This is a genomic window from Mycobacterium sp. MUNTM1 (assembly GCF_054660795.1).
On the sequence record NZ_BAAGDE010000007.1, the window covers coordinates 14992 to 36366 of the forward strand.

17 protein-coding genes and 2 pseudogenes are annotated in these 21375 nt (G+C 68.0%); 8 read left to right on the forward strand and 11 right to left on the reverse strand.

From position 1 onward, the window contains the following. Positions 1 to 4: 4 nt before the first annotated feature. Positions 5 to 2638: pseudogene (locus tag ACYQ8K_RS05755) on the reverse strand (GH92 family glycosyl hydrolase). Between the two features lie 202 nt (positions 2639 to 2840). Here ACYQ8K_RS05755 and ACYQ8K_RS05760 point away from each other — a divergent pair. Both ACYQ8K_RS05760 and ACYQ8K_RS05765 read left to right on the forward strand, forming a co-directional pair. Further along, positions 2841 to 3320, forward strand: a pseudogene (locus ACYQ8K_RS05760) (LpqN/LpqT family lipoprotein); the annotation flags it as partial. Continuing rightward, positions 3281 to 3751 carry a hypothetical protein gene (locus ACYQ8K_RS05765; protein ID WP_459967643.1) on the forward strand — a complete coding sequence of 157 codons (471 nt, stop codon included), beginning with the start codon at positions 3281 to 3283 and terminating at the stop codon, positions 3749 to 3751. The pseudogene ACYQ8K_RS05760 and the gene ACYQ8K_RS05765, both read left to right, overlap by 40 nt. 12 nt (positions 3752 to 3763) lie before the next feature. Here ACYQ8K_RS05765 and ACYQ8K_RS05770 read toward each other — a convergent pair whose 3' ends face one another. The 3 genes from ACYQ8K_RS05770 to galT all read right to left on the reverse strand — a co-directional run bounded on the left by ACYQ8K_RS05770 (position 3764) and on the right by galT (position 6886). After that, positions 3764 to 4453, reverse strand: a complete 690-nt coding sequence (locus tag ACYQ8K_RS05770; RefSeq protein ID WP_459967501.1) for a PAS and ANTAR domain-containing protein — start codon at positions 4451 to 4453, stop codon at positions 3764 to 3766. A gap of 241 nt (positions 4454 to 4694) precedes the next feature. Continuing rightward, on the reverse strand, positions 4695 to 5789 hold the full coding sequence (locus tag ACYQ8K_RS05775; protein WP_459967502.1) for a galactokinase: 1095 nt from the start codon (positions 5787 to 5789) through the stop codon (positions 4695 to 4697). Then, positions 5786 to 6886 carry a galactose-1-phosphate uridylyltransferase gene (galT, locus tag ACYQ8K_RS05780; RefSeq protein ID WP_459967503.1) on the reverse strand — a complete coding sequence of 367 codons (1101 nt, stop codon included), beginning with the start codon at positions 6884 to 6886 and terminating at the stop codon, positions 5786 to 5788. The genes ACYQ8K_RS05775 and galT overlap by 4 nt, the downstream gene beginning before the upstream one ends. Before the next feature lie 111 nt (positions 6887 to 6997). Here galT and ACYQ8K_RS05785 point away from each other — a divergent pair, with 111 nt between their 5' ends. Together ACYQ8K_RS05785 and ACYQ8K_RS05790 are read left to right on the forward strand one after the other, a co-directional pair. Next, positions 6998 to 9211: an FUSC family protein gene (locus ACYQ8K_RS05785; RefSeq protein WP_459967644.1), complete on the forward strand. Its 2214-nt coding sequence runs from the start codon at positions 6998 to 7000 to the stop codon at positions 9209 to 9211. Between the two features lie 72 nt (positions 9212 to 9283). Beyond that, entirely contained in the window at positions 9284 to 10531 is a 1248-nt protein-coding gene (locus ACYQ8K_RS05790; protein ID WP_459967504.1) for a cytochrome P450, read from the forward strand. Here ACYQ8K_RS05790 and ACYQ8K_RS05795 read toward each other — a convergent pair. After that, positions 10528 to 11406 carry an alpha/beta fold hydrolase gene (locus ACYQ8K_RS05795; RefSeq protein WP_459967506.1) on the reverse strand — a complete coding sequence of 293 codons (879 nt, stop codon included), beginning with the start codon at positions 11404 to 11406 and terminating at the stop codon, positions 10528 to 10530. The genes ACYQ8K_RS05790 and ACYQ8K_RS05795 overlap by 4 nt on opposite strands. A gap of 34 nt (positions 11407 to 11440) precedes the next feature. Between ACYQ8K_RS05795 and ACYQ8K_RS05800 the strand changes: the two genes are divergently transcribed. The 3 genes from ACYQ8K_RS05800 to ACYQ8K_RS05810 all read left to right on the forward strand — a co-directional run bounded on the left by ACYQ8K_RS05800 (position 11441) and on the right by ACYQ8K_RS05810 (position 15318). Beyond that, a complete protein-coding gene (locus tag ACYQ8K_RS05800; protein ID WP_459967508.1) occupies positions 11441 to 12337 on the forward strand; it encodes an NYN domain-containing protein in 897 nt (298 codons plus the stop codon). A gap of 152 nt (positions 12338 to 12489) precedes the next feature. Then, complete coding sequence (locus ACYQ8K_RS05805) at positions 12490 to 13719, forward strand: cytochrome P450 (protein WP_459967509.1); 1230 nt, start codon at positions 12490 to 12492, stop codon at positions 13717 to 13719. A gap of 315 nt (positions 13720 to 14034) precedes the next feature. After that, positions 14035 to 15318 (forward strand): hypothetical protein, encoded by a 1284-nt coding sequence (locus tag ACYQ8K_RS05810; protein ID WP_459967645.1) that lies wholly within the window; start codon positions 14035 to 14037, stop codon positions 15316 to 15318. Between the two features lie 10 nt (positions 15319 to 15328). On the opposite strand, the gene ACYQ8K_RS05815 is transcribed toward ACYQ8K_RS05810, so the two are convergent. The 6 genes from ACYQ8K_RS05815 to ACYQ8K_RS05840 form a co-directional block, all read right to left on the reverse strand. Further along, the gene (locus tag ACYQ8K_RS05815; RefSeq protein ID WP_459967510.1) at positions 15329 to 16627 is read right to left on the reverse strand and encodes an NRAMP family divalent metal transporter; all 1299 of its coding nucleotides are present in this window, start codon (positions 16625 to 16627) and stop codon (positions 15329 to 15331) included. A 390-nt stretch (positions 16628 to 17017) separates the two neighbouring features. After that, a complete protein-coding gene (locus tag ACYQ8K_RS05820; RefSeq protein ID WP_459967512.1) occupies positions 17018 to 17329 on the reverse strand; it encodes a type II toxin-antitoxin system PemK/MazF family toxin in 312 nt (103 codons plus the stop codon). Next, the gene (locus ACYQ8K_RS05825) at positions 17319 to 17552 is read right to left on the reverse strand and encodes a hypothetical protein (protein ID WP_459967513.1); all 234 of its coding nucleotides are present in this window, start codon (positions 17550 to 17552) and stop codon (positions 17319 to 17321) included. Before ACYQ8K_RS05825 ends, ACYQ8K_RS05820 begins: the two co-directional genes overlap by 11 nt. A 125-nt stretch (positions 17553 to 17677) precedes the next feature. Then, positions 17678 to 18487, reverse strand: a complete 810-nt coding sequence (locus ACYQ8K_RS05830; RefSeq protein WP_459967515.1) for an alpha/beta fold hydrolase — start codon at positions 18485 to 18487, stop codon at positions 17678 to 17680. Then, positions 18484 to 19344: an LLM class flavin-dependent oxidoreductase gene (locus ACYQ8K_RS05835; RefSeq protein WP_459967517.1), complete on the reverse strand. Its 861-nt coding sequence runs from the start codon at positions 19342 to 19344 to the stop codon at positions 18484 to 18486. Before ACYQ8K_RS05835 ends, ACYQ8K_RS05830 begins: the two co-directional genes overlap by 4 nt. 12 nt (positions 19345 to 19356) lie before the next feature. Further along, the gene (locus tag ACYQ8K_RS05840; RefSeq protein WP_459967518.1) at positions 19357 to 20106 is read right to left on the reverse strand and encodes an SDR family oxidoreductase; all 750 of its coding nucleotides are present in this window, start codon (positions 20104 to 20106) and stop codon (positions 19357 to 19359) included. Positions 20107 to 20206: 100 nt separating this feature from the next. Between ACYQ8K_RS05840 and ACYQ8K_RS05845 the strand changes: the two genes are divergently transcribed. After that, positions 20207 to 21214 carry an Lrp/AsnC family transcriptional regulator gene (locus ACYQ8K_RS05845; RefSeq protein ID WP_459967519.1) on the forward strand — a complete coding sequence of 336 codons (1008 nt, stop codon included), beginning with the start codon at positions 20207 to 20209 and terminating at the stop codon, positions 21212 to 21214. Positions 21215 to 21375 lie beyond the last annotated feature (161 nt).

Below are 21375 nucleotides of genomic sequence, written 5' to 3' on the forward strand. Positions count from 1 at the left end.
GGGCCTAATTGTCGGATTCGGCCTGTGCGACCACGAGAACCGTTGAGGTGCGCACGGTGTGGCCGACCGTGGTGGTCAAGGACACCAGGTAATAGTCCTCGGGCACCGACTGCGCGACGGTGATCGGGACGGTGACGGCGGCCGATCCGTCGGCGGCGAATCGGCCCGACGCCGGCTGCACGCCGATCCCGCCATCCGACGAGGTGCCCGTGACGGCGTAGCCGTCGGGGCCGTCGGTCATGCGTTGCGCATCGAGGGTGACGCTGCCCGAGTGCCCGGGCGCGATCGTGACGACGGGCTGATCGACGTTGACGGCCACCGCCGAACTGCCCGTCCCAAACGACGGCGGCGCATCCGCTTCGGCTGTGCCCCACTGCTTGTCGGGATAGGCGGCCAGCGAGAAGGCCAGCGTACCGCCGGTGCGGATGATCGACTCGGGCAGCCAGGTGCGGTCGGTGGCCTGGCCGTCGACCTTCAGGCCGCTGATTTACTTGAGGTGGTGCGGTCCGGAGGCGCCCGGGGCGGCGATACGGATGGATTTGTTTGCGGGCAGCGCGATTTCGATGCGGTCGAACAGCGGCGCACCCACGGTGAGGATGGGCGTTCCAGGGGTGGCCGGGTACAGCCCCAGCGCCGCCCACACGTACCAGCTGGCCAGCGCTCCCAGGTCGTCGTTGCCCGGCTCACCGTCGGCGGTCGCAGCGAAGAGCCCCCGCACCCGGTCGACGGTGCGCTGCGTCTTCCACGGTTGGCCGATGTAGTTGTACAGCCACGGCACACCGACACTCGGTTCGTTGCCGGCCCACAGGTACGGCTGGTTGGGTCCGACGTTGAGCTTCTCGGTGAAGCGGTCGAGCCGATCGGCCACCGCGGCGCGGCCGCCGAGCGCGGTCACCAGGCCGGCGACATTGTGCGGCACCGACCAGACGTACTGTTCGGCGTTGCCCTCGTCGTACCCCACCTGGCCGAAGTCTTCCGGGACCACCACAAACCCGGGGCCGCGGCGGAAGTAGCCGGTCCAGCTGCGCGGCAGGATGTATCGGGTGGTCGGGTTGAACAGGTTCTGCCAGTACTGCGCCCGGCTCGCGAATTCGGCGGCGGTCGCGGCATCGCCCAGCGAGTCGGCGAATCGGGAAATGGCGAAGTCGTCCAGCGACCACTCGAGGGTGATCGACGCGTCGGCGATCCAGCCGTTGCGGCCGAACTCCAGCGTGAACGGCGCATAGCCGAGCCGCTGATAGGTGGCGATGCCGCGGCGCTCCACGTAGCCGTTCAGGCCCACACCGCCTTGGGTCGCCCCGTCCACCATGTAGAGCAACGCCGTTTTGGCGTCGAAGTCGTTGGCGCCGAAGGTGTTCAGGTTCACGATCAGCGGCACCACGCTGTCGCCGCTCATCTCACCGGTGGCGGCGTTGGCGAACGCCCACCGGGGCAGCGCGCCGCTCTGCTCGGCGTCGTTCACCAGCGATTGGGCCATGTCGCTCGCCCGCTCCGGGAACAGCAGTGCCTGCAGCGCGGCCAGGCATCGGTAGGTGTCCCAGTCGGAAAAATTGGCATATTGCGTGTGGCCGGCGGCCACCGTGTGGATGGAGCCGTCGAACCCGACGTAGCGCCCGTCGGTGTCGTTGAACATGTTGGGGTGCAACAGCGATCGATACAGGGAGGTATAGAACGTGGTCAGATCGTCGACGTCGCGGCCGGCGACCGACACGCGCGACAGCGCGACGTTCCACTCCCTCGACGCGGCCCCGCGAACGTCGTCGAAGCCCGCCGCGTCCTCGGCCGCCAGGTTTGCGCGCGCACCCTCGATGCCCACGTAGGAGATCGCGGTGCGCACCTGCAGCGTCGAGCCGGGCGGGAACTCTACATACCCTCCGCTATACGGCGCGTTTGCGCTGCGGGCGCCGGCGTAAACCGCACTGCCGTCCCAGGATCCGTACGAGGTGAAGGGCTGGCTGAACTTCATCGCGAAGTACACGGTGTAGGCGTTCGGCCTGTCGCAGAATCCGCCGCTGGTAGCCCACCCGGTAATGGTGGTGTTGTCCTCGCCGATCTGGATGGTCGCGCGGGAGTTGCCCGCCAGCGACGAGCCCGAGCGCACCTGGAACAGCGCGGGCCGTCCGTTGCCGGGGTAGCTGAAACGCCCGACGCCCGTGTGCGCGGTAGCGGTGAGTTCCGCCTTCACCCCGGTGCCGGGGAAGCGCACCGTGTAGTAGCCGGGCACGCCCTGCTCGGTGTCGTCGTGGGCGATCCGCTCGGAGGCGTTCCAGGGTTGCGGGCCGATTTCGCCGGTGACCGGCAGCATCGAAATGTCGCCGAAGGCAGCGCATCCCACCGACGCGTGGGTCATGCTGAACCCGGTTGCGCGCGGGTTGTCGTAGTTGTAGCCGGCGTAGTTGCCGGCGGTGTCCGGCGAGTACTGCACCATGCCGAACGGTACGGTGGCGCCCGGGAAGTTGTTGATCTCCCCCACCGTCTCACCGCCCGTCCCGGTGCCGATCAGGGTCACGACGTGGTCGACGGGATTGGCCACGAACACCGGCGGGCCGTCGTATCCCCTCGGCGGGGCCGCCGCGATGAAGACCACGAACACGGCCGACGCCGCGATGACCGCAATGAGGGCCCGCCGCGACCGCATACCTGTCTAATACTGGAAAACGACTGCATAACGGCGTATTGGTGTGGCGTTTTGGCCGACGAATTGGATAACGATTGGCGGCCGGCGGCGACCACGGCAAACCGTCCGAAAGATACTGGCAAAGCGACGAGCCATTTCGCTTACTGTCGTGCCCAGCACGGACGGAGCTGGTAACGGCACAATTTTCGGAGAGATCCGATCGATGAAACATTTGACGCTAGCAACCATTTCTGTGGCGTTGACTTTAGCGCTCGTCGGTTGCGGCCACGACCACAAATCGGGTGAAAAAACGCCGACGTCCACTTCGACGACGACGTCGACGGCCTCGGCAACGTCGTCGCAAACCAGCGCGCCGCCGGCGGCCAAAGTCAAATACACCATCGCGGACTACGTGAAGGACAACAACATCTCCGAAACGCCGGTGCGCCACGGCGATCCGGGCCCCACTGTCGACCTGCCGGTACCCGCGGGCTGGCAGCTCAACCAGAACTCGGGCACTTCCTACGGCGGCATCGTGCAGAGTCAGCCCGCCAATCCCTCGGATCCGCCCACGGTCTCGGCGCTGTTCTCCAGGCTGACCGGCAACGTCGACCCGGCCAAGCTCATCCAATACGCGCCGGGCGAGGTGCAGAACCTGCCCGGATACCAGGGCGGGGGCGACGGCTCCGCGTCCACCCTCGGCGTCTGGTCAATCCGGCAATGGGATTGCTACTGCGCAGTCCGCTGGCCGGGCTCGCCCGCAATCAGTTCATGGTGTTGAGCTTCACCGGGCGCAAGACCGGGCGGCCGTATTCAATTCCGTTGAGCGCCCACCTGATTGACGGCCGGCTGTACGCGCTGACCAGCGCTGGATGGAAGCAGAACTTCCGCGGCGCCGCCCCCGTCCAAGTCGTCTATGACGGTAAGACGACGGCGATGCGCGGTGAACTGATCCGCGACCGGGGCGTCGTTTCGGATTTGTTGTCGCGTTGCGCGGAGTCGTACGGAGTTCAGCGCGCACAACGCATGATCGGGCTGAAGTTTCGCGACCAGCACATCCCGACACGCGATGAGTTCGCCGAGGCGGTCGATCGCCTGCATCTGGGGGCGGTCCGGCTGAGTCCCGCGGACTAGAACCGCACCCGCTCAGCCGCCGTCGTCGCCGGCGCCGGGCGGCCGCAGGTGCGCTTCACGCAGCCGCTGGTCGAAGCGCGAGCGCGCGGTGATCACCTCTTTGCCCAGCGCCGCGAAGTCATCGGCGATCCGTTGGGCGAGCAGCCCGAGCTTCGTGTTTCCCGACTGGGACAAGGTTTTGAGCATGTTGAACGCGGCGTCCTCGTCGATGCCGTAGATCAGCATCAGCATGCCTTTGGTGCGGTCGATCACGCCGCGGCGCCCGGCGATTTCGGCGACCTTGGCGCTGATGGAGTCCTCCCGGGCGCGGGCGGGCGGCGGCGTGAGTTCGATGTAGAAGCCGTGGGTTCCGACGACTTTCCCGCCGTCATCGCAGAACGGATCGCCCACCACGAGGACGTGGTGGATCATTCCGGCGGTGTCCACGATGCGATGCCGGGTGGAAAACGCCTGACGACGCCGAATCATGTCGTTGATGCCGTCGGTCACCTGGGGACGATCGGCCGGATGCTTGTGTGACAACACCAGCTCGGTGGTGGGTGTCACCGCGCCCGGTTTGTACCCGTGCATGCGCTGAACCTCGTCGGACCACACCCAGCGCTGGCCTTCGAAGTAAAAACGGAACCAGCCCGCGCGTTGCGGGGTGGCGCCGCCCAGCCCCCGCTCGATCGCCGCGGCTTGGCCTTCTAAATTCCAAGCCACGGCGAGCGTTTCGCGTCGACGGCGAGGTAATCGGCGGCAGGCGTCGGTAGCGATGGCACGCCCATCGCTACTATCCGGACGGGAAAACCCGTGCTGCACATGCAGGAGTGAGATACCCCCATGGGGGTTCACGTTACATTTAGTGACCACTGGTCATCGGCAGAATGGCGAAATTGCCGGGCAAGTAACTTCGGGCGCCGGTGAGCCGCGGTCGCCGCCCGCCGCCGTCGATGCCGTTTCCTCACACGAGCCCCGCGCCCGCGGCCGCGCGGGTCCGGGTCACGGTCGGCCGCTCGAAACCGGCGTCGGTCGCGGCGCGCCGCACCGCCTCGGCGACCTGCTCGGTGCGGTCCAGCGGCACCAGGGCGATCACGCAGCCGCCGAAGCCGCCTCCGGTCATCCGCGCCCCCAGCGCGCCCGCGCGCACCGCGGTGCCGGCGATCAGGTCGATGCGTTCGGTGGTGATCTCGAAATCGTCGCGCATGGAGGCGTGCGAGGCGGTGAAGATCCGTCCGGCTTCGGCGTAGTCCGAATTTCTCAGCGCCGCAACGCAGTCGACGACCCGCCGGTTTTCACTGAGCACGTGTCGCGCACGGCGGGCGTCGACCGGGTCACGCACGGCCGACAGTTCGGCCGGCCCGCGATCGGCGGCCGCCCGCAGCGACGACGCCGCCAGGTCGGCGGCGGCGCGCTCGCAGGACGCGCGGCGCGCCGCGTAGTCGCCACCCGCGTGGCTGTGCCGCTCCCGGGAGTCGATCAGCAGCAACGCGACGCCCGCGGACTCCGGGTCGAAAACCACCGGCGTGACGCTCAGGTCGGCGAAGTCGATCAGCACCGCGGTCGCGTCGCGGCCGAAGAGCGCGGCGAGCTGGTCGAGCAAACCCGTTGGCGCGCCCACATACTCGTTCTCGGCCCGCTGGGCCAGCCTGGCCTGCTCCTTGACCTCGATGCGGACGCCGGCGGCCCAGGTGATCGCGCCCAGCGCCGCGCATTCCAGCGCCGCCGAGGACGACAGTCCCGATCCCATTTCCACGTCGCTGGTGATCGACATGGTGCCGCCGGGCACCGGGTGGCCGCCCTGGCGCAGCGCCCACACCACCCCGGCCACATAGGCCGCCCAACCGGTCACCTCACCGGGAGCGGTGCCGATCCGGACCCGCACCGGGGCGTCCGCGCGGTCGCTGACCACGGTGATCGCGTCGTCGTCAGCGGGCGCGAACGTCGCGACGGTGCGCTGCGGCAACGCGATGGGCAGCGCGAAACCCAGGTTGTAGTCAGTGTGTTCGCCGATCAGGTTGATCCGCCCCGGTGCGGCGAACCGGATCGGCGTGGTCATTGCGCGAGGTCCCGCAACAGCTGGGCCACGCTTTCCGGCGTGACGTCGCCGATGAAGGCGTCCATCGCCGATTCGGACGCCGCCAGGTACTTGAGCTTGGTGGCGCTGCGCCGGATGGACATCAATTCGACGTGAAAGTAGCCGTCGGCCTGGGCGGCGGTGTCGGCGTACTGGTGCAGCGCCGAAATGTAGGGCAGCGGCGTGGAATACATCCGGTCGAACCGCCCGAGGACGTCGAGGTAGACGCCCACGAACGCATCCGTCTCGTCCTCGTCGAGTTCAATCAGGTTGCGCACGAACCGGTTCGGGTAGATGTGTACCTCGACCGGCCAGCGCGCCGCGAACGGCACGAACGCGGTGAACAGCTCGTTGCGCGCGACGACGCGGCTGCCGTCGGCGACCTCGCGTGCCAGCAGGTCGCCGAACAGGTTGCCGCCGTGCCGGTCCCGATGGCGACGAGCCTGCTCCAGCATGGTGGCGGTGCGCGGTGTCAGAAAGGGATAGCCGTAGATCTGCCCGTGCGGATGGGTCAGCGTCACCCCGATTTCCTCGCCGCGGTTCTCGAAGCAGAACACCTGCTCGATGCCCGGCCTGGCCATCAGGTCGGCGGTGCGATGCCGCCACGCCTCGACGACCAGCCGCGCGTGCGCCGGCTCCAGCTCGGCGACGGACCCGGTGTGGTTGGCGGAGAAGCAGATCACCTCGCAGTGGCCGTGCCCGGGCGCGGTCACGAAGCCGTCCTCGCCGGGCACGGGCGCCGAGGCGGGCAGCGACGGCAGCGCGCCGGACAGGCTGGGGAATCGGTTCTCGAATACGACGACGTCGTAGTCGGGGGCGGGCACCTCACTGGTCAGTCCGGTCGGGCCGGGGCACAGCGGGCAGGCCTCCGGTGGCGGCTTGTAGGTGCGATCCTGGCGCAGCGCCGCGACGATCACCCACTGCCCGGTGGACCGGTCGAAGCGCAACTGCGACTGCGCGGCGGGATCCCGCGCCGGCAGCGGCCTGCGGTCCTCCACCGGCGCCGGACGATGCCCGGGCAGCGCGAAGAACAGCAGGTCACGGCCGTCAGCCAGCTTCGCGAGCGTCGGCGGAGTCACGATGTCGAAGACTAGCTTGGTCGCCGCGTCGCGGTTCGGGTAACCATGTTGAGTAAGCGCAAGAGAGGCGGTCCCCCGATAACTGTTCTTTACGAACGCGCCCGCAACTGGGTGATCGGCTCCGATCCTGGCTTGCTTCGGCTGCGAATGGCCACTCGGACGACGGCCGCGCTGGGCCTTTCCCTGCTGGCGCTCTTCATCCTCACCAGGGCGACGGGACAACCGCTGACCGTCGCCCTGCTGGGCGTCGTCATCACCATGGTCGCGTCCCGCTCCGTCAACGAGCCCGACCCACATCAGCAGCGGATCACGATGGCGTTGCTGCCCCTGCCCGCCGCCGCGTCCATCACCGCCGCCGCGGTGCTGGCGCCGCACACGGTGGTCAGCGACCTCGTCTTCGTGCTCGTCGTGTTCACCGCGGCATACATCCGGCGCTACGGGGCGCGGGGCAGGGCTCTGGGCATGGTCGCGTTCATGTCCTACTTCTTCACGTTGTATCTGCGGGCCCGGCTCGCGGAGCTGCCCTGGATGATCGGGGCAGTCGCGGTGGGCACCGTGTGCACGTACCTGATGAGCACCTACGTGATGCCCGATCGGCCCGAACGGGTACTGCGTGCCACCATTCGGGCGCTGCGGGCCCGGATGGCGATCGTCCTCGACACCACCGCCGAGGCGGTGCGCACGGGCCGCCTCGACGAACGGCGGCGGCGCCGAATGCGGGCGCGCACCATCCGGCTCAACGAGACCGCCCTGATGGTGCAGAGCCAGATCGAAGACAAGGCCGACCCCGGCACCCTGTGGCCCGGCGTCACCGCAGAACAACTCGCGCCCTGGCTGCTGGACGCGGAGCTTGCCATCGAATGGGTCGCCACCGCCGGCCGCCGCGCGGCCGTCATCGCTTGCGAGGACCCCGATTCCATGCCCGCGCCCACCCGGGCCGCGCTCGTCGACGCGCTCACCCAACTGTCGCGGGCTATCCGGCTGCCCGAACCTGACGGGCTGCGCCGCGCCGCCGACCGCGCGCAACGGCTGCTCGACGAGCAACCCGCGCCCGCGGGCGACGACGAGGGCAGCGCGGCCGTGCGCCGCCTCGCGCTGGCGATCATCAACGCCGCGTCGGCGACGTCCGACGTGCGGGCGATCGTCGACCGGGTGGCCACCGGCCGGCCCCTGGACGACGGCGATGGCGAGCGCCCACAGCCACCCGGGGACGCCCTCCCCGACGAGACCGCCGGGGAAGAGCCGGCCACCGGGCTGCGGCCGACCACCCGGCAGGCCATCCAGGTCTCCGTCGCCGCATCCCTGGCCATCGTCATCGGCGAACTGGTCTCGCCGGCGCGCTGGTACTGGGCGGTGATCGCGGCGTTCGTCATCTTCGCCGGCACCAACTCCTGGGGCGAAACCCTGACCAAGGGCTGGCAACGACTGCTCGGGACGCTGCTCGGCGTGCCGTGCGGCGTGCTGGTGGCCACGCTGCTGACCGGCCACAAGACCGCCGCGCTGGTCGGCATTTTCGTGTGCCTGTTCTGCGCGTTCTACTTCATGACGGTCACGTACAGCCTGATGACCTTCTGGATCACCACCATGCTGGCGCTGCTGTACGGGCTGCTCGGCCAGTTTTCGTTCGGCGTGCTGATGCTGCGGATCGAAGAGACCGCGATCGGCGCCGTCATCGGGGCGACCGTCGCGGTCGTGGTGCTGCCGACCAACACCAGAACGGCGATCCGCACCGACACCCGCGCCTTCTTGACGAGCCTGTCCGTCCTGATCGAAGTCTCCACCGCGACCATGTTCGGCGCCCAGGACAGCGCCAGCCCGTCGGAGCAGGCGCGTCAGCTCGATCGGGACCTGCAGCAGTTCCGGGTCACCGCCAAGCCGTTGCTGGCCGGCGTCGCCGGACTTGCCGGCCGGCGCAGCATCCGGCGCGCACTGCGGATCTTCACCGCCTGCGACCGTTACGGCCGGAGCCTGGCGCGCAGCGCCGAGCAGTACCGGGATCCCGTCGGGTCACCCTCGCTGGCCTCGGAACTAGCTCATGCGTTTTCGGCGGCCGCGGCCCAGACACGACGCAACATCGACGCGTTGCAGGAAGCCATCGAGGGCGGCCAAGCACCTACCCTGGTCTCGGCGGCCGACGAACTCGACGCCGCCGAGACGGTGGCCCGGCAGCACGACGGCAACGGCCGCGGCGACACCGGCCCCGACACCCGGCGCTTCCTCACCGCGGTGCACGCGCTGCGCCAGATCGAGCGCGCCGTCATCACCGCGGCCACCAATCTCGGTGGGCGCGAAAGCGTCAGGACGGCCAGCCCCGCGTCGCGCTGACGATTTGCTAGGCGATCCGAACGCCCGCGGCTACCATCTTGCTAACCGCCGCAGGAGTCGAGGAGAAATCCCATGCCGACACCGAACCTCCCGCCGGGCTTCGATTTCACCGACCCCGACATCTACGCGCATCGGCTCCCCGTGCAGGAATTCGCCGAACTGCGCGCCACGGAACCCATCTGGTGGAACGAACAGCCCCTCGATCAAGGGGGCTTCGGCGACGGCGGCTACTGGGTGGTGACCAAGCACCGCGACATCCGCGAGGTGTCGCTGCGCAGCGATGTCTACTCGTCGGCCACCAAGTCGATCGTGCCCCGCTATCGAGAAGACTTGGCACAGGGGCAGATCGAGGCCGGTCGGGCGTCGATGATCATGATGGACGACCCCGAGCACAGCCGACTGCGCAAGATCGTCTCGCGTGGTTTCACGCCGCGCGCGGTCGAGCGGTTGCGCGCCGAGCTCACCGAACGCGCGCGGCGCATCACCGCCGGGGCCGCGGCGCAGGGGTCGGGGGACTTCGTCCGGCAGGTGGCGTGTGAGCTTCCGCTGCAAGCGATTTCGGGCCTGCTCGGTGTGCCGGCGGAGGACTACGACAAGCTGTTCGACTGGACCAACAACATGATCGGCAGCGACGACCCGGAGTTTGCCGGCCATGACGCGCTGACGTCGGCGGGCGAATTGATATGGTACGCCATGCAATTGGCGGCGCGCAAGGCCGAGGACCCCGGCCCCCGGGATCGCGACATCGTCACCACGCTGATCGAGGCCGATTCCGAGGAGCAGCGGCTCTCCGACGCCGAGTTCGGCATGTTCGTGGTCACGCTCGCCGTGGCCGGCAACGAGACGACCCGCAACTCGATCACGCAGGGGATGATGGCCTTCACCGACCACCCGGACCAGTGGGAGTTGTTCAAGGCGCAGCGACCGAAAACCGCTGCCGACGAGATCATCCGGTGGGCCACCCCGATCACGGCGTTTCAGCGCACCGCGCTGGCGGACACCGAACTCGGCGGCGTGCGCATCAAGCAGGGCCAGCGGGTGGTGCTGTTCTACCGGTCGGCGAACTTCGACGAAGAGGTCTTCGACGACCCGTTCACTTTCGACATCCTGCGCAGCCCCAACCCGCACGTCGGATTCGGCGGCACCGGAGCGCATTACTGCATCGGCGCCAATCTGGCCCGCATGACGATCGACCTGATGTTCAACGCGATCGCCGACCACCTGCCCGACCTGCGCTCGGCCGGTGACCCCGAACGGCTGCGGTCATCCTTCATCAACGGCATCAAGCACTGGCGGGTCGACTACAGCGGCGCGCGCTAGCTGTGCCCGGACGGCTGCGGGCTCTGCGTATCGCGGCGCTCCCCCGCGGCGATGAAGTCCTCGATCAGCTCCACCACCCGCTCGGGGGCCTCGACCTGCGCGAAGTGACCCACATCGGGCAGCACCTCGAGCCTGGCGTCGGTGCGCGCCTCATGCGCGGCGTAGGCGTGGTCGACGGGAATGATCCCGTCGCACTCGCCCCAGATCGCCATCACCGGGAGGTCCTCGCGCAACCGGAGCCTGTTGAGCGCGCTGACCGCCTGCCCGCGGTAATCGACGACCGAGCGCAGCGTCTTCAGGAACGACTGCCGGGTTTCGCCGTCGGACAACGAGGAGTAGGCGCTCCACAGCTCGGCGCCGCGGGGCGAGCGGATGCCGGCGGCCTTCATCCAGGACCGCAGCGCGTTGCCGACCGACAACACGGGCGGCGGGGCGATGATCGGCAGCACCAACTCCGCCCCGGGCGCCGAGAGCAGCCGCAACACCCAGCCGACGTCGGGACCCAGTCCGCCGCTGCTGATCAGGATCAGCCGCTGGGCGTAGTCGGGATGCTGGTAAACGAACTGCATCGCGACGCCACCGCCGAGCGAGTGACCGACGACGGTGGCGCGGCCGACGCCGAGCTCGTCGAGGAAATCACGAAGCCACACCGCGAACGCGCCCAGGGAATAGTCCGTGCGGGGTTTCGCCGACTCGCCGTGGCCGAGCAGGTCCGGGGCGATGACCCGAAACTTCTTCGACAGCGGCGGGATCACCGACCGCCAGGTCTCCGAACTGCCCGCCATGCCGTGGATGAGCAGCAGCACCTCGCCCTCACCCGCGTCGCGGTAGGCGATGCGATCGCCGTGCAGGTGGAGAAACTTCACCTCATTCATGTGGGCTGTGTACCCGCTTTGGTTCTGCTCAGCAATGATCGAAGGCATGACCGAACCGGTTGCGACGCGAGTGGCCGTCTACCTCGACTTCGACAACATCGTGATCTCCCGGTACGACCAGATGCACGGGCGGAATTCGTTCCAGCGGGACAAGGCCAAGGGGCTCGAGCAGCATCCCGAGCGGCTGGACCGGGCGACGGTCGACGTCGCCGCGATCCTCGACTTCGCCTCGTCGTTCGGGACCCTGGTGCTCACCCGCGCCTACGCCGACTGGTCGGCGGACATCAACGCCGGGTATCGCGGGCAACTGGTGGCCCGCGCGGTCGACCTGGTGCAGCTGTTCCCGGCGGCCGCCTACGGCAAGAACGGCGCCGACATCCGGTTGGCCGTGGACGCGGTCGAGGACATGTTCCGGCTGCCCGACCTGACCCACGTGGTGATCGTGGCCGGTGATTCCGACTACATTCCGCTGGCCCAGCGCTGCAAGAGGCTCGGCCGGTACGTGGTGGGCATCGGGGTGGCCGGCGCGTCGAGCCGCGCACTCGCGGCCGCCTGCGACGAGTTCGTCATCTACGACGCGCTGCCCGGGGTCCCGGTGCCGGCACCCGCCGACGCGGAGGCGGCCAAGCCGAAGAAACGGGCCACCCGGGCCAAGTCGGCCAAGCCGGACGAGCCCGACGAGCAGCCCGACCCGCAGGGCGCCGCCACCGCGCTGCTGACGCGCGCGCTGCAGATCGGCTTGGAGAAAGACGACGTCGACTGGCTGCACAACTCGGCCGTCAAGGCGCAGATGAAGCGGATGGACCCGTCGTTCAGCGAAAAATCTTTGGGATTCCGCTCATTCAGCGACTTCCTGCGTTCGCGCTCCGACGTCGTCGAGCTGGATGAGACGTCGACGACGCGGATGGTGCGGCTGCGCGCGCAGGATTGAGCGGCACGGCGGGACGCGCCGCGGCAATGCGTTTTCGCTCACGTGTATGGCGCTCGCGCCAAGTGCTCGGCGATGTCGTTGACACTCCCCCGTGCTGGCCATACATTGTCTGAAAGTCGTCCGCAGCATTCTGCGGAGCCAAGGAGACCGTCATGACCGTCGGTGCCGCTCCCCCAAGCGTTTTCGAGGCAGACCTGCCGACGCTTTCGTACGACCCCGAGGAAACACCCGCGCAGGTCTATCCGCGGCTGAGGGAGGCGCAGCGGCGGGCCCCCGTCGCGATGGGACCGCACGGGCCCGAGGTGCTCTCCTACCGCCTGGTCCGTTCCGTCCTACGGGACCCCCGATTCCAGATCCCGCCCGGCATCAACCTGCTCGCTCAGGGCATCGACTCGGGCCCGCTGTGGGACAAGGTCGCCAACAGCCTGTTGTGTCTGGAGGGCGACGCACACCATCGGCTGCGCAGCCTGTGCTCCAAGGCGTTCACCCCGCGAACGGTCGCGCGGCTGCACGACACCATGGCCGGCGTGATGACGGAGTTAATCGATCAGGTGGCCGGCGCGGGCCGGTGCGATGTCGTCACCGACATCGCGCGCCCCTACCCCGTGCCGATCATCTGCGCGCTGCTCGGCGCGCCCCGCGAGGATTGGCAACAGTTCTCGTTGTGGGCCGACGACGTGTTCAAGGCCTTCAGCTTCACCGTCGACCTCCGCGCGGTCGAGCAGGTCGTGATGCGCGCGTGGCGCGAGCTCGACGACTACGTCGACGAGATGGTCGAGCGCCGCCGGCACAGTTTGACCGATGACCTGCTTTCCGACCTGATTCGCGCCGAGGACGAGGGCGACCGCCTGGACGCCGCCGAGCTGCGCATGCTGGCCGGCGGCCTGCTGCTGGCGGGGACGGACACCACCCGCAACCAGGTGGCCGCCTCGGTGCAGGTGCTGTGCGAACACCCCGAGCAGTGGGAGCTGCTGCGGCAGCGGCCCGAGCTGGCGATGCGTGCCGTCGAGGAGACCATGCGGCACTCGCCGATCGCCTGCGGAACCCTGCGCCTGGTGGTCGAGGATGCCGAGCTCGACGGCTACTCGTTCTCCGCCGGCACCGCGGTGTTGGTGAATACCTTTGCGGCCAACCGTGATCCGGCGGTATACGACGACCCCGACCGCGTCGACATCACCCGCGACGCGGCGCCACCCATTCTGACGTTCGGCGGCGGCGTGCACTACTGCCTGGGCGCGAACCTGGCCAGGCGGGAGATCGCCGAGGCGCTGAACGTCCTGGCGAACCGGCTGCAAAACCCGCGCATGGCCGGACCGGCGCCATGGAAGCCGATGGTGAGCCTGAGCGGGCCGAAGAGCCTGCCCATCGAATTCGACCGGTAGGTATCGCCGGCGCCCGCTGTGACACACGCGGCTATGCGCCCAAGTCGCGGACGCATCGGGGCGGCCTTACGCTGCTTGGTTACACGAACTTAACGGGGGTTTTCAATGCGTGCAGCCTGGGTGCATGCGACCCGGCACCGCCTGTTCACCTACGGGCCCGCCGCCGTAGGCGCCGAGGCGTGGGGGGGGGGGGGGGGGGGGGGGGGGGGGGGGGGGGGGGGGGGGGGGGGGGGGGGGGGGGGGGGGGGGGCGCGGGGAGGCGCACCCCGGCAGACCCGCCCCCGCGCCCCCGCGGGGCGGGCGCCCCTCGGCTGCCTGGCCGTCGCGTCGTGTTCGGAGACCGCCGCGCCGCCCGCACTCACCCCCACCACGTCGACGTCCGTCCCAAAAACCAGCGCCCGCGCGGCTCCCCCGCCCGCCCCGATCACTGGCCCGCTGGAAAAGGACTGGAAAAGCTACGGCGGAACGGCGTATTTCGGTTGCCCGGAGAAGTTCTCGGCCGGCAAGACGGCGCTCGAGGACATCCGGCCGAAGATCTTCGACCCGAAGAGCGGGCAATACGTCGCGCCCGCCATTCCCGCGATTCCGGCCGGGCAGAACCTCACCGGCGGCATCTGCGCGCTGACCGGAACCGCCGACGACATGAGGGTCGTCTACGTCGTCACGACGATCAAGCCCGCGCAGGCCCCGTCCCCCGAGGTCACCACCACCACCGCCTTCGTGCTCGACTCCAAGTCCGGCCAGCAGCTGGCCACCAAGGAGCTGCAGCCGCCCACCCCCGACTTGAAGCCGGCCGCGTCGAAGGATTGGGGGCTGGCCTCGACGGCCTCGGGTGTGGCGTGGCTCAACGCCTTCACCGACGGCCACGGCGCCGCATCGCCGCCGCGCACCGTGGTCCTGTCCGGCGGCGACCTGTCGATGATGTGGAACGACCCGCAGCCCGGCCGGGTCTGGCAGGACGTTCTGGCGTTCCAGCGCAACACCGAGCCTTCGAAGACGTCCGGCGCCGAGCTGCGCCTGCCCAGCGGGGACGCGATCTACCAGGACAATGACGTGCAATCCGTCGACGCCGAATTGACCGACGGCCCAAACAAACTGGTGAAGATCACGCACTGGGACTCGTACAACCCCCCGGTGCTGTCGACGATGTTTTACGACCTCAACGCCAAGTCCATCATCAAGATCGGCGATTCCGACCGGATCTCGGGCGGCGGGCTGAGCGCGGCGCTGTCCGATGGGAAACTGTTCGTCGACGGCCACGGCTCGGACACCTCGCAGTTCGGCTTCGGCGTGTGGAACCTGCGCAGTCAGCAGTGGGATTTCCAGAAGAACCGGGACGACGCCAAGAAGATGTCGATCGCCAAGCTGGCATTTTTCGAAGACCACCTCTACATCACCGGCGCCGGCGGGACATTCTCGGTAATCGCTTTGCCCGCGACCGATCCCGTCGCGCCGAACTGGTCGCTACGCCCCTTCGAGAGGATCTCCGGATGGACCCTCGTGTGCCGTGGCGAGACGGCGCCGGGGTCCAACGGCGAGTGCAAGGAGATCGTCATGGTGCAAGACCAGGACGGCCACTACCCCGGGCCTTGGTTCTGAGATTTCGCGCTCAGAACACGCCGAGCGCCTGCGGAACCATGTAAAGGCCGAAGCCGATGGTCACGAAACACAGTGCGCGGGTGAGGTGTTTGTGCAACCCCTGCATGCGCCACTGCTCGGGCAGCGCCCTGGCCTCCAGCGCCAGCAGCAGGCCCAGCACGATCGGTAGCAGCAGCGCGTTCATCACCTCGACATCGACGGCCAGGTTGACCAGGTCGACACTGGCCAGCACCAGCACCGCGCCCACGATGTGGGCGAGCCCATAGGTGAGGTAGAACTTGGCGGTGGCGCGGCTGGGCCGCTCGTTGAGCGTGTGCTTCCAGCCAAACACCTCCGCGAGCCCCCACGCACCGGCCAGCGAGGCGACGATTGCGGCCACCAGCGCCGCACCCAGCATGCCCAGGCCGAACAGCACCGTCCCGCCGACGTGACCCAGGTAGGGCGTCAACGATTGGGCGATCTGGCCGACGGTCTCCAGCTCCGCCCCGCCGCCGCGCTTGCCGATCGTGGAGGCCATGGTGATCACCACCGCGATCATGATCAGCTGGGTCAGCACCGCGCCGAAGGCGGTGTCGTACCGGGCCTGGCGAATCGTGCTCTCCGACAACCGCTTATCGACCACCGCGCCCTGCTGGTAGAAGATCATCCACGGCATGATGACCGCGCCGACGTTGGCCGCGACCAACAACAGATACGACGAGTTGCCCAGCGGCATCGACGTCAGGCCGTGCATCAGTGCCTTCGGATCCGGCCGGGCCATCACCATGGCTACCAGGAACGCCAGTTCGGCCGCGCCGACGACGAGGCCGATGCGCTCGACCCGCCGGTAGCTACCCGTCAGCGCCAGTGCCAGCAGCGCGACGGTCGCGACCGGGATGCTCACCCAGCGTGAGACGCCGAACAGCTCACCGACGCCGGCCACGCCGGCGAATTCCGTCAGCAACGCCCCGATCGCCGAGGCGAACAGGGTGAACGCCGACAACCACGCCCAGCCGCGGCCGAACCGCTCCCGGATCAGCGCGCCGTGGCCGCGCTTGGTGACGATGCCCAGCCGCACGGTCATCTCCTGCACGACGTAGAGGACCGGCATCAAGATCAGCTGCGGCAGCACCATCCGGTAGCCCCACTGGGCGCCGGACTGCGACGCGGTGATCAGCGACCCGGCGTCGGTGTCGGCCAGCATCACCACCAGCCCGGGACCCCACACCGACAGCAGCCCCCACCGCAGCCAACGGCCACGCGTTCGCAGTGACACCGGCGGTCGATCGTCGAATTCGGCCGTCACCGGCTGCGCGGTTGTCTCGGTCACCCCTGATTACTCCTCTGGTACGACTGCGTTCGTCCAACCCGGTCCGCCCCGAGGATAACTAAGGGTCGCCTAACCGCAGGTGCCTTTTGCGGAGAGTGTCATTGGCCAAAAAGGCATGGCCATTCTCGAAAATGCGATAGGCCTTCTCGAACAGCGAGAGTACGTTACCGGAGTATGCAAACGGTGCGTAGCTTCTGCCGCGTCTGCACCTCGGTCTGCGGCATCTACTCCGGCATCCCCGTCAGCCTGCACCCCGCCTAGCGCGACGGCTGGTTCGCTAGTGCGGATGGCCTAGGCGGATATGCAGTGCTCGAATATGGGTGATTACCAGTAAACGATGCGCATTGCCCTGTGCGCCAACTATTTTCATCCGACGCGACGGTGGCGCGCTCAGAGATCGAGGACGATGCGCAGCGCCGCATCAACGCGGCGCATCTCGTCGACGCTGAGCAACCCGACGCTTTTGCCGAGCCGGCCTGGGTCGACCGCCGCGACCTGCTCGGCAAGGACGCGGGTGCTTACGCCGCCGATTTCAACCTCGGGTCGAAAGCTGGCGGCACGAGCCGACGTAGACGTCGGGGCAACGAGCCAGGTAGACAAAGGCAGTTGATCTGACTGGACGACGACGGCGTAGCGGGAACCCGACTGCTCGCGACCACGACTCCCCCGCGGGGCATGCAACTGGAAGACCTCACCGCGCACGCAGCGTCTCCATATCGCGCAGCACCTGGATGGCCTCGGCGCGATCGGCCTCGTCTTCAGCGAGCGTTTCGGCCTCGGCGCGAATCGCCGCGCTGGCCTTCCGTCGTGCGGCTTCGATGAGAGCAGCTCGAACGGCTGCGGACACAGCCGTGCCATCTCTGGTCAAGACCTCCAGCGCCTTCGATGTATCTGCGTCCGGCCGGAAGGTAATCGTGTCAGCCATGGCTATAGCGTACTACGTTTTGTAAGACGACCGCCGGATCGCGCAAGCACGCACGGCGGCGCGGCAAAGGTTGCCAACCAGATCCGCGCTGCGGCATCGTCGCCGGGCGCCTGAGTTGATTTCGGTCAGGCCTTGCGCTGCTCGATGAATCGGGAGACGAGTCCGAAGAACTGGTCATCGAGCTCATGCTCGACGAAGTGCCCGCAAGCGGGTATCACCAACTCGGCGTGCGGGATTCGGCTCGCGATCTCCTGGGAGAGCGGCAGCGGCGTGCAGAAGTCGTCTGCACCGCAGATCACCAGCGTCGGCTGCACGATGCACCCGAGTCGTGACAGCGTGTCGTGGGCCGCGATCATGTCGATGCGCCGTAATGAGATGTCGATGTCGCCTTGCTGCATCGGCACCGCGGCCGCCCGTTCGATCCAGGCCGCAACTTTCTCCGGGTGGCAGCGGAAAAACGTTGGGGAGAACAAGAACAGCGAATAGGCCGAAAGCAACGACTCTCGGTCCCACTCGGCAGCCATTCTGCGTCGCGCCGCGAACTCGCGCCGCAGGTAGGCATCGAAGCGGGCGAAGGAGGCCACGAGAGTCAGGGTGGCAACGGTATGCGGGTGATCCAGCGCCATGTATTGCGCGATGGCTCCGCCGGTGGAGGCTCCGACGACATGTACTGGACCGACATGTAGGTGATCGACGAGGCTGGCCATGTCGGCGGCGAGTTGTTCGGTCGAGTGGCCGACATCCGTGCGGCTGGTCCGTCCGGTCCCGCGCTGGTCGGGGACGATGACGTGAAATCGGGAGGCGAATCGGCTGATCTGGTTGCTCCAGCTGGCGCCGACGCCGGCCAGGCCGGACAGCAAGAGCACGGGCGGATCGCCCGAATCCCCGTACGTCTCGTAGTACAGCGAGATGCCCTGTGTTTCAAAGAAGGTCATGACAGAACCGCCTCGGCTAGGTGGTCGATCTGATCGATCTCGGCGACGCACGGGTGGAACATGAGTCCGTCGAAGCCCAGGTCGCGATAGGCGCGCACGGTCTGGGCCGCCTCGTTGGCCGAGCTGATCATGTCGGCTGCGTTGAGCGCGGCATAGTCAGGCTTGAAGCCGTAGTAGCGGTGCAGGTGGGCACGACCCGCAGCGACTGTGGCGGCATCACCGAAGGCGAAGTTGACACTGGCCTGAAGCCGCGGGCGCTCCGCACGGCCCGCCTCTGTCCATGCCGCGCGCACCCGGTCGGCGAACGCAGCCTGGTTGGCGTAGTCGCGCAACGCTCCCGCGGTCCAGCCGTCACCGATCGTGGCCGCGCGACGGATTGTCGCGTCCGCTCGGCCGCCGAACAGGATGGGAATCCGCACCGCCGCTGGGGTCAACGGCTTGTCGCCCGTAACGGTCCGGCCTGCACACGTGTCGCGCAACACGGCCACGGTCTCGTCGAGGATGCGCCCGCGCCGCCGATAGTCCACGACGGCGGCGGCGTAGTCGTCGGCTCGGCTCCCGACACCAAGGCCGAGGGTGAGCCGCCCGCCAGATGCGTCGGCGAGGGTGGCGACTTGCTTGCTCAGCACCGCCGCGGGGTACAGCGGAGCCAGCAGCACGTTGGTCATCAGGCCGATGTCTGTGGTTGCGCCCGCGGCCACAGCCATCGCGACGACCGAGTCGAGGCTTTCGTAGACGAGCCGGTCTATCGCGGCGAGTTCGGCGAAGCCCCGCTGTTCGGCTCGGCGCGCCCACTCGGCGGTCAACGGCCCCGACGCGTGCGCGATATGGCTGGGCAGTCCGATTCCGATGTGCATGGTGATCGCTCCTTACGGGTTGATTGCCGTGAAGACGTCGTCGTAGTGCCCGTCGCGGGCGGCGAATCGCACCCGTTGAGCGGCATCGACCACGATCTCTGCAGCGTGAGGCTGGCTGTGCAACAGCGACATCGTCTCGGCAACAAAGGCATTCAACGACATCGCGCCCTGCCCGCCGCCCTGCTGGGCGAGCATGTCGGTCTCGACCCGCGGCGGGATGATCTCGATGACCTGGACCGGAGTGTGCCGCAATTGGTGGCGAAGCGACTGGGTGTAGGCGTGCAGGCCCGCCTTGGACGCTGAGTAAGTCGGCACGACCGCTCTGGGGACGAACGCCAAAGCGGAGGTGATGTTGGCGATTGCGGCGCGCGGTTGCAACAGCAGGGTGGGGAGCAGTGCCGCGGTGAGCCGGATCGGGCCCAACAGATTGACCGCAACGGTCTGCTCGGCGATTTCGGCTGGGGCGGCATCGCCGGTCGACAGGTCCTCGGTGCGCATGACCCCCGCGTTGTTCACCAGGATGTTCAGATCCGGGTAGCTGCCGGTCAGTTCGATGGCCAACTGGTTGATGCTGTCCGCCTCCGCCAGGTCCAAGTGACGGTATGCGATGCCCGGGTTGGCGGCGGCGACGGCTTCCAGCACGTCGCGACGGCGCCCGGCGATCACAACCTGGTTGCCCGCCCGATGCAGGGCTTCGGCCAGTCCGCGACCGATCCCGCTGCCACCACCGGTGACCAAAACGGTGTTGCCTGTCAGCTCCATGGGTCCCTAGCCTCACAGCGCCACCGCCGAAATTACGATCGTTGCGGCGAATTAGGTGAGAAGTCTTCATCCAGGCCGGGGTTAGCGCATACTTTTCTTTGTGCTCGACGAGTTGGACGCGCAGATTCTGCATGCGTTGCAGTTGGCTCCGCGCGTGTCGTTTCGCCGGATCGCCGCCGTCGTCGAGGCCACCGAGCAGACAGTGGCGCGGCGCTACCACCGACTGCGCCGCGACGGCGTGGTGCGCGTTGTCGGCCTGGAGAACCGGTGGGTCGACGGCGAAGGGAGTTGGGTGTGCCGGATGCGGGCCGCACCCGAACGCATACAGAAGCTGGCCGACGCCCTGGTACGCCGGCCAGACGTGTCCCACGCCAACGTGCTGGCGGGATGGACTGATCTGGTCTGCGTCATCCGTGCACCGGTGGGTGACACTCGTGACGATCTCCTGCACCTGCTACCGCGAACAACATCGGTCACCGAGATCACTATCGATCTGCTGCTGCATTCGTTCGGGCAGCCCGCAAGCGCGCCGTGGACCGGCTACGGCCACACGCTCACCGATCGGCAAGCCGCAGAGATCCTGGCTGAGCGGACCGGCCCGGTGCCAAGCGCTCAACAGTGCTTGCCCAGCGCCGAAGACCGCCCGATCTTCGAGGCGCTCGCCGAGGACGGCCGGACGTCACAACCGAAACTCGCCGCACGCGCCGGCTGGTCGGTGGCCCGAGTCGGGCGGCGAATCGCGGCGCTGGAAGCCTGCGGTGCGCTGCTCTACGACGTCGACCTCTTACCGGAACGGCTCGGCCACCGGCTCAGCGCGATGCTGTGGCTCACGTTGGCGCCCCGCGACATCCACCGCGTGGGCGAGCGTATCGCGGCGCACCACCACATCGCATTCGCCGGCGCCGTTAGTGGGACCAAAAACCTGGTGGCGATTGTCATCTGCCGGGACATCGACGATCTGTATTGGTACCTCAGCGAGCAACTGGGACAGATCGAGGAAATCCTCAGCTACGAGGTCAACATCCGCACTCAGCGCCTCAAGCAACACGGATCGCTTGTGGCCCAAGGAAGGTTGATCAACCCCCGCCCGGTTCGCACTGTGCGCTGATGAAAGACACGGCGGGCACCATGGGCACGAGCTCATCGGCATGGTCAACAGCGCACCGGGACGGCTCGTGCTGATCGCCTCGATCGCGGCCACCGGCCCGCCGCTCGGCGCGGCGCTCGCCACGCTCACATCGAAACCTGGTGCCAGCAACGCTGATTGAT

Coding starts and splice junctions, on each gene's coding strand:
- ACYQ8K_RS05830 (WP_459967515.1), bottom strand. CDS start 18,487: ATGACCTTCTTTGAAACACAGGGCATCTCGCTGTACTACGAGACGTAC.
- ACYQ8K_RS05775 (WP_459967502.1), bottom strand. CDS start 5,789: ATGACCACGCCGATCCGGTTCGCCGCACCGGGGCGGATCAACCTGATC.
- ACYQ8K_RS05835 (WP_459967517.1), bottom strand. CDS start 19,344: ATGCACATCGGAATCGGACTGCCCAGCCATATCGCGCACGCGTCGGGG.
- ACYQ8K_RS05825 (WP_459967513.1), bottom strand. CDS start 17,552: ATGGCTGACACGATTACCTTCCGGCCGGACGCAGATACATCGAAGGCG.
- ACYQ8K_RS05805 (WP_459967509.1), top strand. CDS start 12,490: ATGACCGTCGGTGCCGCTCCCCCAAGCGTTTTCGAGGCAGACCTGCCG.
- ACYQ8K_RS05800 (WP_459967508.1), top strand. CDS start 11,441: ATGATCGAAGGCATGACCGAACCGGTTGCGACGCGAGTGGCCGTCTAC.
- ACYQ8K_RS05790 (WP_459967504.1), top strand. CDS start 9,284: ATGCCGACACCGAACCTCCCGCCGGGCTTCGATTTCACCGACCCCGAC.
- ACYQ8K_RS05840 (WP_459967518.1), bottom strand. CDS start 20,106: ATGGAGCTGACAGGCAACACCGTTTTGGTCACCGGTGGTGGCAGCGGG.
- ACYQ8K_RS05795 (WP_459967506.1), bottom strand. CDS start 11,406: ATGAATGAGGTGAAGTTTCTCCACCTGCACGGCGATCGCATCGCCTAC.